Source organism: Microvirga aerophila (assembly GCF_003332305.1).
GTDB lineage: Bacteria > Pseudomonadota > Alphaproteobacteria > Rhizobiales > Beijerinckiaceae > Microvirga > Microvirga aerophila.
This window is the reverse complement of sequence record NZ_QOIO01000046.1, coordinates 16,505-33,851: the sequence shown is the minus strand read 5'-3', so window position 1 is coordinate 33,851 and position 17,347 is coordinate 16,505. Positions and strand designations below refer to the sequence as shown.

Sequence of the window (17,347 nt, the reverse complement as noted above, 5' to 3'; positions counted from 1 at the left end):
AATGCGAGCAGAGAGGTCGCCGTCTGTTCGGTCGGTTGGTCTACGCCTTGGCCCGGGAATGATGGCGCACGATCCGCGCCAAGCCGGCGATCAGTGCTTCCTGCGGCGAGCGAACCTGCGTGGCGATGCCGTGACGGCCCAGCGCATGGATATAGAGATCCGCCCGCGGCGACTCGGCCAGAATCGTAACGGAAGCAGGCTTGCCGAACTGGGACAAGGCTCCGTTGATCTCGTCGCCGGTGAGAAGTCCCGAGAGGTAGGGAGCCAGAAGTCCGGTATCCATTCGTCCGGATACCACGGCGGCCCGCGCGCCGAACAGCAGATGAAGCAGGCCCACGTGGCTCGTCCCGCTGTTGCGGTCGGCTGCGGCCAGCCCGAGATTGAAGCCCTTGGGGTCCTCGGGCTCGGTCGCCGGCCGGCCGATCATGGAATGCTCTCGCAGGACCGCATACATTTCGCCCGTCATGTAAGTGGCGAAGCGCTCGATCTGTCCGCCCTTGATCTCGATCCATTTCGGATGCGTGCCAGGCGAGCACACGATTCCGTCTTCAACGCCCGATCCGAGGACGAGCGTTTCCTCGCCGCGCATCACATCCGATGTGCCGGGAGCGGGCTCGCAGAAAAGTCCCGGCACGATGTAGGCGTTGCGTCCATTCCCAAGATCGACAGGGATCATCGCATTGGCGATTTCCTCGGGGCCAGCAGGGCATGTGGCGTAGGGGGCCATGACCCAACCTTCGCGGCTGCCTACCATTCCGACGAGAAGCACAGGGGCATCGGGTTCGGCTTCGAGCCAGTGCCCGCATTGCCGCATGAACACATCGCGGTGCTGTCCGGATTTAAGGGCGGACACCCCTTCCTTCGACGACACCTCGTCGAGAATGGTCTCGTGTTCGATGAGATATCCGCGGAAACGGGTGGTTCCCCAATCGGCGACAATGAAACGCAAAGGCTTTGATCCTGCTGACTCGTGAGCGTGGGCCTAACGGACTATTCGCTCAGCGCGTTCCATACATCCGGTCACCGGCATCGCCGAGGCCCGGAACTATATAGCCGTGATCGTTGAGATGGTTGTCCACGGCCGCTGTCCAGATATGCACGTCGGGATGAGCCCCGCGCAGTTTCTCGATGCCTTCGGGGGCCGCCAGCAGGCAGACGAAGCGCAGATCCTTGGCGCCCCGTTCCTTCAGGCGGTCGATGGCCGCCACGGCGGAATTGGCCGTCGCCAGCATGGGATCGAGCACGAGGACCATGCGGTCGGCTAGGTCCGACGGAGCCTTGAAATAGTACTCGACGGCCTGCAGAGATTCCGGATCGCGATAGAGGCCGATATGAGCCACGCGTGCGGCAGGAACGAGGGTCAGCATGCCGTCGAGAAAGCCGACGCCCGCGCGAAGGATCGGCGCGAAGACGAGCTTCTTGCCGGCGATCTGCGCGCCTTCCATCGTGGTCATCGGCGTTGCGATCTCGATCCGCTCGATCGGAAGGTCGCGGGTGACCTCGTAGCAGAGAAGCATGCCGATCTCGTTGAGGAGCTGGCGGAAGCCCTTCGTCGAACGCTCTTTGTCCCGCATCAGCGTCAACTTGTGCTGGACTAGCGGATGATCGACTATCGTGACGCCCTGCATGCCTTGTCCCTCTTTGATCGCCGTGTGCTGATTCATCTAAAATACCGTTCCGTCGCTGATGATGGTGAGGGGAGGCGAGCCGTCCTGGCGCCGTTCCTTGGCCAGTCTGCGTCCCGTCGCCCAGGTGCCGCCTTCGAGCACCTTGGCAAGGGGGAAATCCTCTGCCTTGAAGCCCAGCTTCGTTCTGATCGGTTCTGCAATGCGGTCGAGGAGCGCCACCGTCAAGGCCCGCCACTCGACCACCAACGGGGAATCAACCGTGTGGGGGCGGTCTGCATCTGCGGGATCCTTCAGGGACAGAACGCCTGCATCCAGAAAAAGACCGCCATTGCGGTACTCGGGCAGGCCCGTGAGACCGTCGACATCAACGACCGTATAGCCGGCCCACTCAAGCGGTTCGATCAGCGAATAGGACAGCCACTGGGACAGTTTGTGGAACGGCACCATTCCCTTTGTCATGTCGGGTGCGTCCACCAGCGGATGATGCCACGTGTCGCCGAGATCCACGCCGCCGATCTTGGTGCGGCCGGGCCAGATGGGACCGAGGTGATTGAGCAATGCTTCCAGAATGGAGGTCGCTTTGATGGTCTCGCCATCCGCGGTCGCGGCGATCACGTCGAAAAGTCCGCCGGGCCGCGGATCATCATGCTGGCCGAAAATATCTGGATTGGTGGCAACGACTCTGCCCAGGCGGTTGAGAAGGGCCGCCCGGCCTTCGACGCCGATCAGCGGATTGTCGGGAGAAACCTGGAAACCTGCCGCAAGGTCATCCGGCATGAACGCCAGCAGGATGTCCGCGTCCACACGAAATGGGTCCTCGGGACGGCTGGAGAAGGCTCCCCCGATGAACATGTCGAAACTTGCAACCGCCAGACCCTCCGAGCGAACGAAGGTCTCGCCTGTGCGGCCTTCCTCGTAGCGCCATTGGGGGCCGGCTCCCGCATCGAGCAGGACGGACACGATGGCGAGGTCGAAGGCCGCGCGGGCCATCTGAGCAGCGTCGGTCCAGGGCGCGCCGTGCATGACCGCATCCCACCGGTCATAGCCACCTGCCGAAAAGTGGCGCCAGCGGGCATGAAAGGGAATGTCGAGGGACGGATAGGCCGTGCGGATCGTGGCTACCACTTGGTCGGCGCAGGCATCGAGCCGGCTCAGATCGACAGTGAAATGCGCAAGCCGTCCTTCAAGGCCGAGCTGGAGCAGATGATGGGCGCGTTCTCGCACCGCTGCGGCTGACAAGAGGCCCAGGGCAGCCTGGGTGTCTGATGGAAGGTTCGGTTGATCCGTCACGCAAGGCCCCAATGCTCTCCGAAGGAGGAGCGATATCACAGTCTCGGCCTGCGCATCACTGGCAGGCCGAGCCAGTTGAAGAGAAGGTTAAGACCTAGAAGCGCTCCAGATCCCTGCCTTTGACTTGGCTGAGGTCGGATGCATCCGGTGCGCCATCCGGCGTGTAATATCCGGCCGCTTTCTTGGCTTCCAGCTCCACCTGGGCGTCCGGTGGCACCAGTTCGGCGGGGATTGGCACTCGCTCCACCACCTCGATGCCGGAGCCCGTGATGGCGTCGTACTTCATGTTGGACATGGACATGAGCCGGTCGATCCGGCGGATGCCGAGCCAGTGCAGCACATCGGGCATGAGCTGCTGGAAGCGCGCATCCTGCACGCCCGCCACGCATTCCGTGCGCTCGAAATAGGTCGTCGCCGAGTCGCCGCCCTCCTGCCGCTTTCGCGCATTGTAGACAAGGAACTTGGTCACTTCGCCCAGCGCCCGGCCTTCCTTGCGATTATAGGCGATGACACCCACGCCGCCGGATTGAGCTTCCCTGACGCATTCCTCGATTCCATGAACAAGGTAGGGGCGGCAGGTGCAGATGTCCGAGCCGAACACGTCGGAACCGTTGCACTCGTCGTGAACACGGCAGGCGATCCTGCGCTTCGGGTCGCTCAGGCCAGCCACGTCGCCGATGATGTACACCGTGATGTTTCCGATCGGCGGCAGGAAGACGCTCATATCGGGACGCGTCACGAGTTCCGGGAACATGCCGCCCGTCTGCTCGAACAGCGTGCGCCGAAGCTCCCCTTCGGAGCAGCCGAAGCGAGCCGCGATGCCGGGCAGGTACCAGACGGGATCGACCGCCACCTTGGTGACAGAGATGTCGCCGGATTCGTGCAGCACGCCCCCGTCGGCCTTGAGGCGCTTCAATCCCATGGCGGACAAGATTTCCGGCATGTTGAGGCGCGCCTTGGTGATGGCGATGGTGGGGCGGATGTCGACGCCGCCCGCAATTTCGTCTCCATAGACCTGTCCGACCAGATGCCCCCAGGGATCAAGGGAAACGATCTTGCCAGGCTCGAACCATTGCGGATGCGGGCCGATTTCGGCGGTCGGGTGTGTGTTGTGAAGATCCGGCCGCGCCACGGGGTTGAGAGCCCGGGATGAAATCGCAAGCGCCCGATACAGGGAATAGGAGCCGCCGTGGGCGCCGATCACGTTGCGGTCGGCCGGATTGGTCACCGATCCGATGACCGGCCCGCGCTCCTTCGGGTCCTGCGCGCCCCACCTGATGGGATGGCGGCTCGTGGCCGTGGAGGGCTCAGGATGGGAGGTGAGACGGATATGGGTCGAGCGGTTGGGTGAGCTCATAAAATCATCTTCCACGCGTGAACGGGAAGACTCCCCAAGGACCGTGCGGAGAGTCTCCTTACGATCTATGGGAATCTGATCCAAAGTTGCGGTGACGTCAACGTCTTAGAGCGCCGCTTTGCAAGCCCGTCGTCGCAGTGGCTCAAAGCCAGGACTTTCCCTTGCGGCTCTGCGGTGCGCCCAGATGGGTCAAAACGCTTGCGCCAATATCCGCGAAGCTGCTGCGTTTTCCGACCGTGCCAGCCTTGATGTCCGGCCCGAAGCACAGGATTGGGATATGTTCCCGGGTGTGGTCGGTGCCGCGCCAGGAGGGATCGTTTCCGTGATCGGCGGTGATGATGACGAGATCGCCTGGGCGTAGGGACGCCTCGATCTCCGGCACGCGCCGGTCGAAGGCTTCGAGTGCGGATGCATAGCCGGGGATGTCGCGCCGATGACCGTATTCACTGTCGAAATCGACCAGGTTGGCGAAGACGAATCCCCCGTCCGGCAGATCCTTCATGGCATCGATGGCGGCCGACAGGCAGGCGTCGTTGCCATTGGGCTTCACCTCGTGGCCCGTACTGCGATGGGCGAAGATGTCGCCGATCTTGCCCACGGTGACGACGGAACGGCCGGATTTGGTAAGAATGTCCAAAATGGTATCCGAAGGCGGAGGCGTCGCGAAATCCTTGCGGTTTCCGGTGCGCTTGAAGCCCGCCTCCGCTGAGCCGACAAACGGGCGAGCGATCACGCGGCCGATCTTGTAGTCGTCGCATAGCTCTCGGCCGATCCGGCAAAGATCGTAAAGGCGTTGCAGCCCGAACGTTTCCTCGTGGGCGGCGATTTGCAGCACGCTGTCAACGGAGGTGTAGCAGATCGGCATGCTGGTGCGCATGTACTCCGCGCCGAGCTCATCGATGATGGCGGTGCCCGATGCATGCTTGTTGCCCAGAATGCCCGGAAGGCCGGCGCGCTCGATCAGCGCGTCCGTGAGCTCTTTTGGGAATGACGGGACAGTATCGGGGAAATAGCCCCACTCGAAGTCGACGGGAACGCCCGCGATCTCCCAGTGGCCCGAGGGAGTATCCTTGCCCCTCGATGTCTCGACGCCGTAACCCCAGCTTCCCGTCAGGCTGCCCTTCGGCTCAAGGTTCGGCGGCATGCGACCAGTGGAGGCCTCGCAGGCGAGGCCCAAGCCCAGTTCAGCCATGTGGGGCAGATGGAGGGGACCCTGGCGGAGGCCAGCCCGGTCGCCGCCGCCCGCCGCACAGGCTTCGGCGATGTGCCCGAGCGTGTCGGCTCCGGCATCTCCGTAGGCACTCGCATCCTCAGCACCGCCGATGCCGACGGAATCGAGCACGATAAGGAGGGCGCGGGGCATGCTTTTCAGATCCTTTCAACCGAGAGACACACGACTGATACGTCATTACGGCCGATTAGGCGATGCCTTCTCATGATGGTGGTGCCCCCCATGATTGTGCCCCTTGTGATCATGCTCCTTGCGGCCATGCTCGCGACTGTCGAGGGGGCATTCATCCTCGTCAGAGTGGTCGTGCGGCGCGCCCACCTCGATCTGAACAGTGGCGTGACCGATGCCGAAATGCTCCTTAAGCTCCCGCTGGGTCGAGGCGAGGAAATGGTCGCCGGGGTGGCCGCCCGGCATGACCAGATGCACGGTCAGGGCCGTTTCAGTCGTACTCATGGCCCAAATATGCAGATGATGCACGCGGGCAACGCCTGGGCGGTCCTCCAGGAAGCGCTGAACATCGGACACGACGATGCCGCTCGGCACACCTTGCAGCGACAGCGTCAGAGACTGCCGCAAAAGCCCCCAGGTGCTCCAAACGATCGCGGCACCGATCAGAAAGCTGAGAACCGGATCGATCCAGGTCGCGCCCGTCCACAGAATAGCCGCGCCCCCGAGAACGACAACGAGGGAAACCGCCGCATCCGCCACCATGTGGAGAAAAGCGCCGCGAATGTTGAGGTCATCGTGGCTGCCGCGCATGAACAGGAAGGCCGTGAAGCCGTTCACGAGGATGCCGATGCCTGCGACCACCATCACCGTAAGGGCCGCAACGGGCGCAGGATTGACCAGACGGTCGATGGATTCCCATACGATCCCACCGACGGCCACGAGCAGCAGCAACGCGTTGAAAAGCGCCGCAAGGATGGAGCCCGAGCGGAGGCCGTACGTAAAGCGTTCCGTGCGCCCGCGCTTGGCCAGCAAAGCAGCGCCGCCCGCAACCGCAAGGCCCAGCACGTCGCTCAGGTTATGCCCTGCATCCGACAGCAAGGCCATGGAATCCGCAAGAATTCCGTATCCAGCCTCGATGGCGACAAAGCCCAGATTGAGAACGATGCCGATCAGGAAGGCGCGGCCGTGTCCAGACGGATGCGCATGGCCATGATGATGATGGCCTGCCGAGTGACTGTGTGCGTGCATGGTCCAATCGCCGCGCTTCTATTCCCTGACGGCGCTCGATCCGACCGTTTCGAGATTGAACGCCGCCGCAAAGAGGGCTCGGGTGTAATCCGTCCTCGGACTTGCGAAAATGCTCTCCGCCGATCCTTCCTCAACAATCTTACCATCCTGCATGACCACGACGTGGTTCGCCAGAGCCCGAACGACTTTGAGGTCGTGACTGATGAACATGTAGGCCAAGTCACGCCGTTTCTGGAGATCGCGCAGGAGTTCGACGATCTGGGCCTGCACCGACATGTCGAGGGCCGATGTCGGCTCGTCGAGCATGATGAATTGCGGCTCCAGCGCGATGGCGCGCGCAATCGCGATGCGCTGCCGCTGGCCGCCCGAGAATTCGTGCGGATAGCGGTCCATGGTGGCGGGGTCGAGCCCGACATCATGGAGGGCTCGGGCAACCACGTTGCGGCGCTCCGCGTAGGAAAGCCCCCTGTTCTGAACAAGCAGACCCTCCTCGACGATTTCCGCAACCGACATGCGAGGCGAGAGGGATCCGTAAGGGTCCTGGAACACCACCTGCAGGTCCTTGCGCATCGGGCGGATTTCCTTCGCGCGCAAGCCGTCAATACGGTTGCCGAGAAAAACCACCGGCCCTTCGGAGGCAACGAGCCGCAGGATCGCAAGACCAAGGGTCGTCTTGCCTGATCCAGATTCTCCCACGACGCCCACGGTCTCGCCTCGGCGCACGCGAACGGACACGCCGTCGACTGCTTTCACATGGCCGACGGTTCGCCTCAGGAAGCCACGCTTGATCGGAAACCAGACCTTGATCGGCCCCGCCTCGACGATGACGGGCGCGTTGCTCGGTACCGGATTGGCTCGCCCTTTTGGCTCCGCGGCAAGGAGCCTCTTGGTGTAAGGGTGCCGCGGATTTGCAAAAACATCCGCAACCGCGCCCTGCTCGACGATCTTGCCCTCGAGCATCACGCAGACACGGTCGGCCACCTTGCGCACGATGCCGAGATCGTGGGTGATGAACAGCATGGCCATGCCGAGTCTGCTCTTGAGGTCCGCCAGCAGTTTCAGGATCTGCGCCTGCACGGTCACGTCGAGGGCGGTTGTGGGTTCATCGGCGATGAGGAGGTCGGGCTCGTTCGCCAGGCTCATGGCGATCATGACGCGCTGGCGTTGACCGCCGGAGAGCTGATGCGGATAGGCGCCAAGCCTGCTTTCCGCATCGCGAATGCCGACGAGTTCCAGGAGTTCCAACGTGCGAGTTCGCGCTGCGCGCTCGGAAAGCCCCCGGTGAAGCCTGAGGATTTCGCCCACCTGCCGCTCGATGGTGTGAAGCGGATTGAGCGACGTCATGGGTTCCTGGAACACCATGGTGACGTCGTTGCCCCGCACGCGGCGCATCTCATTCTCGTCGGCGGCGATCAGGTCCTTGCCCTTGAACACGATGCGGCCCGAGGGGTGGTGGGCCGAAGGGTAGGGCAGAAGCTTCAGGACCGAGAGGGCCGAGACGGATTTGCCGGATCCGGATTCGCCCACGAGCGCCACGGTCTCGCCGGCCTTGATGTCGAAGGAAATCCGATCGACCGCGAGCATGTCCCGCCCGCCCTGCCGGAACGCGACTGAGAGGTCCTGGACTGAGAGCAGAGGTTCTGTCACCGGAACGCCTTTCTCGGATCGAACGCGTCACGCACGGCTTCGCCGATGAAGATGAGCAGGCTCAGCATGAGGGCGATCACGAAAAAGCCCGCGAGGCCAAGCCAGGGCGCCTGTAGGTTCGCTTTCCCTTGAGCAAGCAGCTCGCCGAGCGACGGGGAGCCGGGCGGAAGGCCGAAGCCGAGAAAGTCCAGGGACGTGAGCGTCGTGATCGAGCCGTTGAGAATGAACGGCAGGAATGTGAGCGTCGCCACCATGGCGTTGGGCATGAGGTGCTTGAACATAATGGTGGCGTTGGAAAGTCCCAGAGCCCGCGCCGCGCGCACATATTCGAAGTTTCTCGCCCGCAGGAACTCGGCGCGCACGACGCCGACCAACGACACCCAGGAGAAGAGGAGCAGGATGCCGAGCAGAATGAAGAAACTCGGCGTGATGATCGACGAGATGATGATCAGGAGGTAGAGGGCCGGGATCGCCGTCCAGATTTCGATGAAGCGCTGGAACAGCAGGTCGACCCAGCCCCCGAAATAGCCCTGCACGGCGCCAGCCAGCACGCCGATCACGGATGAAATGCCCGCCAGGATCAGGCCGAACAGAACCGAGATGCGAAACCCGTAGATGAGGCGCGCCGCCACGTCCCGCCCCTGGTCGTCCGTGCCGAGCCAGTTCCACTCGATATCGCGACAGCCCGTGCCGCCGGTGCGCTCCGCGATGGGGCGGCATTGTTCGTCCGTGAGCATCCAAGTGGGCGGCGCGGGAGCCGGCACTGGAAGATCGAGGTTGTGCGTGTTGTAGGAATACCGGATCGGCGCCCAAAACAGCCAACCGTTTTCCTGAATTTCTTTGCTGATGACTGGATCGCGGTAATCGGTCTGGGCCAGGAAGCCGCCGAATTTCTCCTCCGGATAATCCACGAAGGCAGGATAGAGCAGTTCGCCCTTGTAGGAGGCCAGGATGGGCTTGTCGTTGGCGATGAGCTCCGCGAACAGGCTCAGGACGAAGAGCACGAGAAAGATCCAGAACGACCAGTACCCGCGCCGGTTCGCCTTGAAGTTCTGCAGGCGGCGGCGGTTGAGGGGCGACAGGCGGATGAAGCCTTCCTTCGGCAGGGGAGGCGCGACGGGTGCGTTTGCGGCCGGAGACGCGATGGGAACGCTCTCGTTCATCTCACGCCTCCCTGGTCTCGAAGTCGATGCGGGGGTCAATCCATGTATAGGTCAGGTCCGACACGAGGTTCACCGCAAGACCCACCAGCGAGAAGATGTAGAGGTTCGCGAACACGACCGGGTAGTCGCGGTTGACGATCGACTCGAAGGACAAAAGGCCCAGGCCATCGAGCGAGAAGATCGTCTCGATGAGCAGAGCGCCCGCAAAGAACGCGCCGATGAAGGCGCCGGGGAAGCCCGCGATCACGATCAGCATGGCGTTGCGGAACACATGGCCGTAGAGCACCTGGCGCTCGGACAGCCCCTTCATGCGCGCGGTCAGCACGTATTGCTTGCGGATTTCATCGAGGAACGAGTTCTTCGTGAGCAGGGTCGAGGTCGCAAACGCGCCAAGCGCCATGGCCGTGATGGGCAGGGCGAGGTGCCAGAAATAATCGAGCATCTTGCCCGCAAGAGACAGCTGCGCCCAGTTCTCCGAAGTCAGTCCGCGCAAAGGGAAGAATTGCCAGAACGAGCCGCCGGCAAAGAGAACGATCAGCAGGATCGCGAACAAAAATCCCGGAATCGCATAGCCGATGATGACGACGGCTGATGTCCAGATGTCGAAGGAGGAGCCGTCTCTCACGGCCTTCTTGATGCCGAGCGGAATGGAGATCGCGTAGGACAGAAGCGTCATCCAAAGACCCAGGGACACAGAGACGGGCAGCTTCTCCTTGATGAGTTCGAGCACCGAGATGTCGCGGAAATAGCTCTTGCCGAAGTCGAAGCGCGCGTAGTCCCAGAGCATCTTGAGGAAGCGCTCATGGGCCGGCTTGTCGAAGCCGAACTGGGTTTCGAGCTGCTTGATGAACTGTGGATCGAGTCCTTGTGCCCCGCGATAGCGGGAGGAGGACGCCTCCGTGGAGCCACCTCCGCCGGGGTTTTGCCCGCCCGAGAAGTCGCCGCCCCCGCCTGAGATGCGGGAGGTTGCGCCCGAATCCTGCCCCTGCAGCTGCGCGATGATGCGCTCCACCGGGCCGCCAGGGGCGAACTGTACGATCACGAAGGAGATCAGCATGATTCCGAGAAGCGTCGGGATCATGAGAAGGACGCGGCGCGCGATATAAGCCAGCATCAGGCGCCGGCCTGCGCGCGGCCGATGCGGCCGAGATGAGTGTCGTTAAAACCAGTGCCGTATTTCAATCCATACCCCAGCATGCGGTCGAACCCGATATGAGCAGCCCAGATTGCGGCTCCGCCTAGAAGGATAGGGCTGTCGGCGAGAAAACCGACCCCAACCAGGAGAGCGGGCCCAACCATCGAGTGGAGTGCATTGTAGACCATAGCCCCGAGCCTGGGGCCAGCCCCGTAGGCGGCAAAGCTCACGTCGGGCGCAAAGAACAGGGCGACGTAAAGCCACCAGGAGAGATCCATGAAGCCATAGACGGCGGTCGCCAGGGCAAGGAGCGCCATGCCTTCCAGGCGCAGCAGCACTTTGGGCACGCCCGCGACGGATGCATGATCAAGCGGCTGCCCCAAACTCACCCTCGTCCGATTCGCTTCGCCTTCTCGGCGTCGTACCACCAGGTCCCGGGCGCGCCGGAGCCGAAGCGCGGTTTCGTTTCCGGCCGGGAGAACTGGTCCCAATAGGCGAGCCAGTCCGTTGCCTTGAACCACATGGGCACCCAATAGTGCCCGGCCCGGAGGACACGGTCGAGGGCCCGGCAGGCAATGGTCAGCTCATCGCGGGTCTTTGCCTGGGCAATGCGCTCCACCAGGGCGTCGACGGCCGGATCCATGACGCCCGCGACGTTGCGGCTTCCGGGGGTCGTAGCGGCCTGCGATCCATAGACGATGCGCAAGCTGTCGCCGGGCGTGCTCGATCCGCCCAGAGCTCGGCTCGCCATGTCGAAATCATAGTCGTCCATCCGGCGCTGATACTGCGCTGCATCCACGATGCGGGAGCGCGCTTCGATGCCGAGGCGCTTCAGGTTGGCCTGGAAGGGCTGGGTATGGGGCTGCAGGGCCGATTGGAAGTCGAGAAACTCGATGGTGAAAGGCTGCCCGTTCGGCAGCTTGAGGACGCCGCCGTCGCGTTTGCAGCCCGCCTCGCGCAGGAGCTCATCCGCCCGCCGCAGAAGACGCCGGTCCTGGCCGGAACCATCTGAGACAGGCGGTACATAGGGCTCGCCGAAGACAGTTTTCGGAAGCTTGTCGCGGAAGGGTTCGAGGAGCTTGATCTCCTCGGGCGAGGGCGAGCCCGTCGCCTTCATGTCCGAGTTCTCGAAATAGGATGTCACGCGCTCATAAGCGCCGAACATGATGTTGGCGTTCGTCCACTCGAAATCGAACGCAAGGCCAATGGCTTCACGGATGCGCGGATCCTTGAAGGCTTCGCGCCTGGTATTGAAATACCAGCCCTGAATCGGCGAGGGCGCATTGTCCGGGATCTCCTCCCGCTTGACGCGTCCCTCATGAACGGCCGGGAAATCGTATCCCGTCGACCAGAGGCGCGAGGTGTATTCTTCCTGGAAATTGAGGGTGCCGTTCTTGAAGGCCTCGAAGGCGACGGTGCGGTCGCGGAAGTATTCCCAGCGGATGCGGTCGAAATTGTTCTGGCCCACATTCACCGGCAGATCTTTGGCCCAGTAATCCGGAACGCGCTCGAACTCGATGAAGCGGCCCTGCTCGAACCTGCCGAGGCGGTAGGGCCCCGATCCAAGGGGTGCTTCGAGGGTGGAGGCCTCGAAGTCGCGGCCCTGCCAGTAGCGCTCCGAGAAAATCGGCATTCCGGCGACGGTCAGGTGCAGGTCGCGGCTGCGCTGCGGCGACAGCTGAACGCGTAAGATGTCCTCAGCCTCGGCCTCCGCCGAGACCAGTTGTGTCAGGATGGAGCGAAAGACCGGGTGGCCCTTTTCCTTGAGGATGTTCAGGGAGAACGCCGCATCCTTGGCGGTTAGCTTGGAGCCGTCGTGAAAACGCGCTTCCGGCCGCAGGATGAAACGATAAGTCAGTCTGTCGTCGGAAATCCGGATGCTCTTGGCGACAAGTCCATAGAGCGCATCGGGTTCGTCCCCCGAGCCCGCCATCAGGCTGTCGAAGGTGCTGCCCATGCCGGCGGCGCCGTCGCCTCTCAGGACGAAAATATTGAGCGTATTGAAGGTGTCGAAGTTCTGGTTGCCGGTCGCCTGCTTGATCTGGATCGCGAGCGTTCCGCCTTTTGGCGCAGACGGATTCACGTAAGCGAAATGCTTGAAGTCCGGTCCGTACTTCAGGTCGCCGAAGCTTGATAGCCCATGGGTCTCGGTTTCCCGACCCTCCTGGGCCAGCCCCATGCGCGACAAGACGGGAAACGTCGCAATGGCGACGCCGCCTTTGAGAATCTCCCGACGGGTCGAATGCGTCATCGCGGTGCTCCAGTCTTTGCAGCCTTGGCCTCATCATACCACCAGACGGTGGGGAAGCCGGATGCGCCATAACGGGGAGGAGTCTCGGGGCGACCGAAGCGGTCCCACCGGGCTGTCCTCTGCTTCAGGTAGGTCCATTGCGGAACCATGTATTCGTGCGCGAGCAGAACCCGGTCGAGGGCCTTCGTGGCAGCCACGAGCTCAGCGCGGTCCTTGGCGAAGATGACCCGGTCGATCAAGGCGTCGATGCCCGGATCGGCAATGCCCGCGAGGTTGCGGGACCCTTCCCGTTGCGCGGCCTGAGAGCCCCAGAACTCGCGCTGCTCGTTGCCCGGCGACAGGGACTGGCCCCACACATTGGAGACGATGTCGAAATCGAAGGAGCGGGTCCGGTTGACGTATTGTACGTCGTCCACCGTGCGCACGGAGGTGACGATGCCGAGACGATCGAGGGAAGCCTTGTAGGGAAGGAACACCCGCTCGTCATTGGGAGAGGCGGCCAGAAGTTCGACCGTGAGGGTCTCGCCCTTGGCGTTGACCCGTCGACGGTCCTTCAGCTCCCAGCCGGCTTCGCGCAGGAGCTTGTCGGCTTCGCGCAGGTTGTTGCGCACAGCCTCCGGACTGTCGCTCACCGGATTGGCATAGGCGGTCGTGAAGACCTGCGCCGGCACCTTGTCGCGAACGCTCTCCAGAATGGCCAGCTCCTGGCCGTCGGGGAGGCCGGACGAGGCGATTTCCAATCCGTGGAAGTAGCTCGATACGCGCTCGTATTGGCCGGAGAAGATGGTCTTGTTGATTTCCTCATATGGAAACGCGAGGTTGAATGCCCGGCGCACCCGCGAATCCTTGAACTTGTCGCGGCGCAGGTTGAGCACGAAGGCCTGCATGACGCCGGAGGCCCGCAAGGGGAATTCCTCCAGGATCACGCGTCCTTCCTGTTGGGCCGGAAAATTGTAGCCCGTCGCCCAGTTGCGGGCGCTGTTCTCGCTGCGAAAGTCGATCCGGTCTCCCTTGAAGGCTTCCAGCAGAACCGTCGCGTCCCGGTAATATTCGTAGCGGATCTCGTCGAAATTGTTGGTCCCGACATTCACGTTGAGGGTCTCACCCCAGTAGTCCTTCACGCGCTCATAAGTGGCCGTGCGTCCCGGCTCGAAACTCTTGAGCCGATAGGGTCCGGAACCCAGCGGCGGCTCGAGGGTGGTCTGGGTCACGTCGCGCTTGCGGCCGTCCGGGGCGGTGCCCTCCCACCAGTGCTTGGGCAGGATGAGAAGCTGGCCCATGATCTGCGGCAGCTCCCGGTTGCCCTTCTGGTCGAAGGTGAATTTGACCTCACGTTCACCCATCCTTTCGGCCTTGGTCACGTTGCCGTAATAGAACGCATAGGTGGGGCTGTTGGCTTTCAGGGTCTCGAACGAGAAGATGACGTCGTCGACCGTCACGGGCTTTCCGTCGTGCCAGCGCGCCTCGGGGCGAAGGCGGAAGCTGACCGAGGAGTAGTCGTCCGGGTGCGCGAAAGCCTCGGCCAGGAGGCCGTAGGAGGCGCTAGGCTCGTCGAGCGAGGAGGTGGTCAGGGTCTCGTAAATGAGGCCCAGGCCCTGTTCGGGCGACCCTTTCACGCCGGCCACCACGATGTTGAAGCTGTCGAAGGTTCCCTGTGCGCCGAGGCGCACCATGCCGCCCTTGGGGGCATCAGGGTTCACATACTCGAAACGTTTGAAATCCGCGGGATATTTCGGTTGGTCCAGCAGCGCCGCGCCGTGGCGCCATTGTGCCTCCTGGGCCGCAAGCGGGGAGAAGGCCAGACAAGCGGCCAGCAGGCTTGGCAGAAGTAAACGGATCACAAGGCGTCTCCTGAGGGGCGAGGCGTCTTTCAGTCAGTTACATTTTTGTCCGGAACGGGGCGAACGCAAGGGACGGCGCCCAAAAGAAAAGCCGGGCTCCAGGCCCGGCTTCGAAAGCTTGAGAATATCCGCAGACTTTACTGGGCGGCCGGAAGCGGCGCCGGGTTGTCCGACAGGGTGCGCAGGTAAACGAGCAGATCGGCGCGCTCCTGGGCCTGGGCAACGCCTGCGAAGGCCATGATGGTGCCGGGGACCGCGCCCTTGGGGTTGTGGACGAAGTCGTTGAGCGCCTCGTACGACCACTCGCCGCCCTTGCCCTTCAGAGCCGCCGAGTAGTTGAACCCCGCATGGGATGCGACCGGACGGCCGACCACGCCGTAGAGGTTCGGGCCGACCTTGTTGGCGCCGCCATTCTCGAAGGTGTGGCAGGAGGCGCACTTCTTTGCCGACGCCTGACCCTTGGCCGGGTCCGCCTTGGCCAGGAGGACGGGAAGCGGCTCCGCCGGAGCTGCGGCCGCGGCAGCGCCGCCGGCGGCTTCTTCGGGAGCCGGAAGATCGTAGCCCGGAACTTCGGGCTTGTGCGGAGCAAACACACCGCCGGCGATGACGTTGACGCCGACCACGAAGAGAAGCGAGCCGAACACGGCGCCTGCGATCTTATTGGTCTCGATATTCATGAATTAGGCTCTCCTCGCCTTCTTAAAACCGGCGGAACCAGCGCAACGGATGGGTCGGGTGCGGGCGGGTGCCCGCGATCGTGGGCGTTGCTTAGCCGTAGAGATGGGGTTTTGACAATGGGGTCCTCAGGGGTTTTCGCCGCTCTCGTGGTCGCAGAGCCTTGTCTAGCGTCGGAATTCTGCAAGACCACCCCTGCGTCGCCTTTGCCGCACCGCCGAAGAGAGGCGGGACCGTACCCATGACAAACACCTCCTGCCTTGATAAGGACGCGCAGCTTCCATCTGGCGTCCTCCATGTCCGATCCTCTCGTCCTCATTCCCGCTCGCCTCTCCGCGACCCGTTTGCCGAACAAGCCTCTGGCCCTCATCGGAAGCGAGCCCATGATCGTTCATGTCTGGCGCCGCGCCGTCGAAGCGGGAATCGGCCCCGTGGCCGTTGCGACGGACGCCCCTGAGATCGCAGAGGCCGTTGCCTTGGCGGGCGGAAAAGCCGTGCTGACCCGGTCTGATCACGTGTCAGGGTCGGACCGCATCTTCGAGGCTGTGGAAAAGCTCGATCCCGAGGGACGGCACGATGTCGTGGTGAATGTTCAGGGCGATCTCCCGACCATTGACCCGAGGGCCATCGCGGCTTCCATCGCGCCGCTCTCGGACGCTGCGGTCGATCTCGCGACCCTCGTGGCAGTCATCGAGCGGGACGAGGAGAAAACCAATCCCAACGTGGTGAAGATGGTGGGGAGCGAGATTTCCCCCGGCCGTTTCCGCGCGCTCTACTTCACGAGGGTGACCGCCCCTTATGGCGACGGGCCGTTGTACCATCACATCGGGCTCTACGCGTACCGGCGCAAGGCCCTGCAGCGTTTCGTCAGCCTGCCGCCGGCTCCGCTGGAGATGCGCGAGAGGCTGGAGCAATTGCGCGCGCTCGAAGCCGGCATGCGCATCGACGCGGTGGTCGTTGACGACGTGCCGCTAGGGGTCGATACCCCCGACGATCTGGAAAGGGCGCGCGAGGTCCTCGCGGCCCGGAGGAAGCCATGAAGAAACTCATTTCGTTTCAGGGTGAGCCGGGAGCCAACTCCCACACCGCCTGCGAGCAGGCCCGTCCCGACTGGCAGGTGCTACCCTGTCCAACCTTCGAGGACGCCTTTGCAGCCGTGTCCGAAGGGCAGGCCGGGCTTGCCATGATCCCGATCGAGAATTCGATCGCAGGGCGCGTGGCGGACATCCACCACCTGCTGCCCACCTCCGGCCTGCACATCATCGGCGAGCACTTCCTGCCCATCCACTTCCAGCTCATGGGCGTTCCGGGGGCCGATCTCGGCACGATCAAGGACGTGTACAGCCACGTTCATGCCCTGGGCCAATGCCGGAAGATCATCCGCAAGCTGGGGCTCAAGGCCCATGTGGCAGGCGATACCGCAGGCTCGGCTCGCGAGGTGGCCGAGTGGAAGGACCCGACCCGAGCGTCCCTTTCGCCCCGGATGGCGGCCGGCATTTATGGCTTGAAGATCCTGGCCGAGGACGTTGAGGACGAGGCGCATAACACCACCCGCTTCGTCATCCTGTCCAAGGCGCCGCAATGGGCTCCCGCAGGGCGGGTACCCACGGTCACCAGCTTCGTGTTCCGGGTCCGCAACCTGCCGGCTGCCCTCTACAAGGCCTTGGGTGGTTTCGCCACCAATGGCATCAACATGACCAAGCTGGAGAGCTACATGCTCGAAGGCGAGTTCCTGGCGACCCAGTTCTACGCCGAGGTGGACGGTCATCCCGAGGACCTGAACCTCAAGCGTGCGCTCGAAGAACTCGAATTCTTCTCCCGGGAATTGCGCATCCTCGGCGTCTATTCGGCCGATCCGTTCCGCGAAAAGATCAAGGAAGCGGCGGAGTGACAGGGAGTGCGGGGCCGATAGCCGTCGGCCCCTAGCTCTTG

The 17,347-nt window shown here is 63.1% G+C and carries 15 protein-coding genes; 2 read left to right on the top strand and 13 right to left on the bottom strand.

Annotation, left to right across the window (positions count from 1 at the left end; translation table 11 throughout):
• Positions 1–40: 40 nt before the first annotated feature.
• From DRB19_RS21475 to DRB19_RS21415, 13 genes are all read right to left on the bottom strand, one after another.
• Entirely contained in the window at positions 41–949 is a 909-nt protein-coding gene (locus tag DRB19_RS21475) for a 2-dehydro-3-deoxygalactonokinase (RefSeq protein WP_114188072.1), read from the bottom strand.
• Between the two features lie 49 nt (positions 950–998).
• A complete protein-coding gene (gene upp / locus DRB19_RS21470; protein ID WP_114188089.1) occupies positions 999–1,628 on the bottom strand; it encodes a uracil phosphoribosyltransferase in 630 nt (209 codons plus the stop codon).
• 36 nt (positions 1,629–1,664) lie between these two features.
• Positions 1,665–2,918: a URC4/urg3 family protein gene (locus tag DRB19_RS21465; protein WP_114188071.1), complete on the bottom strand. Its 1,254-nt coding sequence runs from the start codon at positions 2,916–2,918 to the stop codon at positions 1,665–1,667.
• Between the two features lie 94 nt (positions 2,919–3,012).
• Positions 3,013–4,275, bottom strand: coding sequence for a GTP cyclohydrolase II (locus DRB19_RS21460; RefSeq protein WP_114188070.1), 1,263 nt, complete (start codon positions 4,273–4,275; stop codon positions 3,013–3,015).
• A 142-nt stretch (positions 4,276–4,417) separates the two neighbouring features.
• Positions 4,418–5,638, bottom strand: coding sequence for a phosphopentomutase (locus DRB19_RS21455; RefSeq protein WP_114188069.1), 1,221 nt, complete (start codon positions 5,636–5,638; stop codon positions 4,418–4,420).
• A gap of 45 nt (positions 5,639–5,683) precedes the next feature.
• Positions 5,684–6,703: a cation diffusion facilitator family transporter gene (locus tag DRB19_RS21450; protein WP_114188068.1), complete on the bottom strand. Its 1,020-nt coding sequence runs from the start codon at positions 6,701–6,703 to the stop codon at positions 5,684–5,686.
• Between the two features lie 18 nt (positions 6,704–6,721).
• Positions 6,722–8,350: an ABC transporter ATP-binding protein gene (locus DRB19_RS21445; RefSeq protein WP_114188067.1), complete on the bottom strand. Its 1,629-nt coding sequence runs from the start codon at positions 8,348–8,350 to the stop codon at positions 6,722–6,724.
• Positions 8,347–9,513, bottom strand: coding sequence for an ABC transporter permease (locus DRB19_RS21440; RefSeq protein WP_114188066.1), 1,167 nt, complete (start codon positions 9,511–9,513; stop codon positions 8,347–8,349). Before DRB19_RS21440 ends, DRB19_RS21445 begins: the two co-directional genes overlap by 4 nt.
• 1 nt (position 9,514) lies before the next feature.
• Positions 9,515–10,627 (bottom strand): microcin C ABC transporter permease YejB, encoded by a 1,113-nt coding sequence (locus DRB19_RS21435; RefSeq protein WP_114188065.1) that lies wholly within the window; start codon positions 10,625–10,627, stop codon positions 9,515–9,517.
• On the bottom strand, positions 10,627–11,037 hold the full coding sequence (locus DRB19_RS21430; protein ID WP_373867379.1) for a DUF4260 domain-containing protein: 411 nt from the start codon (positions 11,035–11,037) through the stop codon (positions 10,627–10,629). Before DRB19_RS21430 ends, DRB19_RS21435 begins: the two co-directional genes overlap by 1 nt.
• On the bottom strand, positions 11,034–12,899 hold the full coding sequence (locus tag DRB19_RS21425) for an extracellular solute-binding protein (RefSeq protein WP_114188064.1): 1,866 nt from the start codon (positions 12,897–12,899) through the stop codon (positions 11,034–11,036). Before DRB19_RS21425 ends, DRB19_RS21430 begins: the two co-directional genes overlap by 4 nt.
• Entirely contained in the window at positions 12,896–14,740 is a 1,845-nt protein-coding gene (locus DRB19_RS21420; protein WP_114188063.1) for an extracellular solute-binding protein, read from the bottom strand. The genes DRB19_RS21425 and DRB19_RS21420 overlap by 4 nt, the downstream gene beginning before the upstream one ends.
• A 137-nt stretch (positions 14,741–14,877) precedes the next feature.
• On the bottom strand, positions 14,878–15,417 hold the full coding sequence (locus DRB19_RS21415; RefSeq protein WP_114188062.1) for a c-type cytochrome: 540 nt from the start codon (positions 15,415–15,417) through the stop codon (positions 14,878–14,880).
• Positions 15,418–15,711: 294 nt separating this feature from the next.
• Here DRB19_RS21415 and DRB19_RS21410 point away from each other — a divergent pair, with 294 nt between their 5' ends.
• A complete protein-coding gene (locus DRB19_RS21410) occupies positions 15,712–16,455 on the top strand; it encodes a 3-deoxy-manno-octulosonate cytidylyltransferase (RefSeq protein ID WP_114188061.1) in 744 nt (247 codons plus the stop codon).
• Positions 16,452–17,306, top strand: coding sequence for a prephenate dehydratase (locus DRB19_RS21405; protein ID WP_114188060.1), 855 nt, complete (start codon positions 16,452–16,454; stop codon positions 17,304–17,306). The genes DRB19_RS21410 and DRB19_RS21405 overlap by 4 nt, the downstream gene beginning before the upstream one ends.
• Positions 17,307–17,347: the final 41 nt, after the last annotated feature.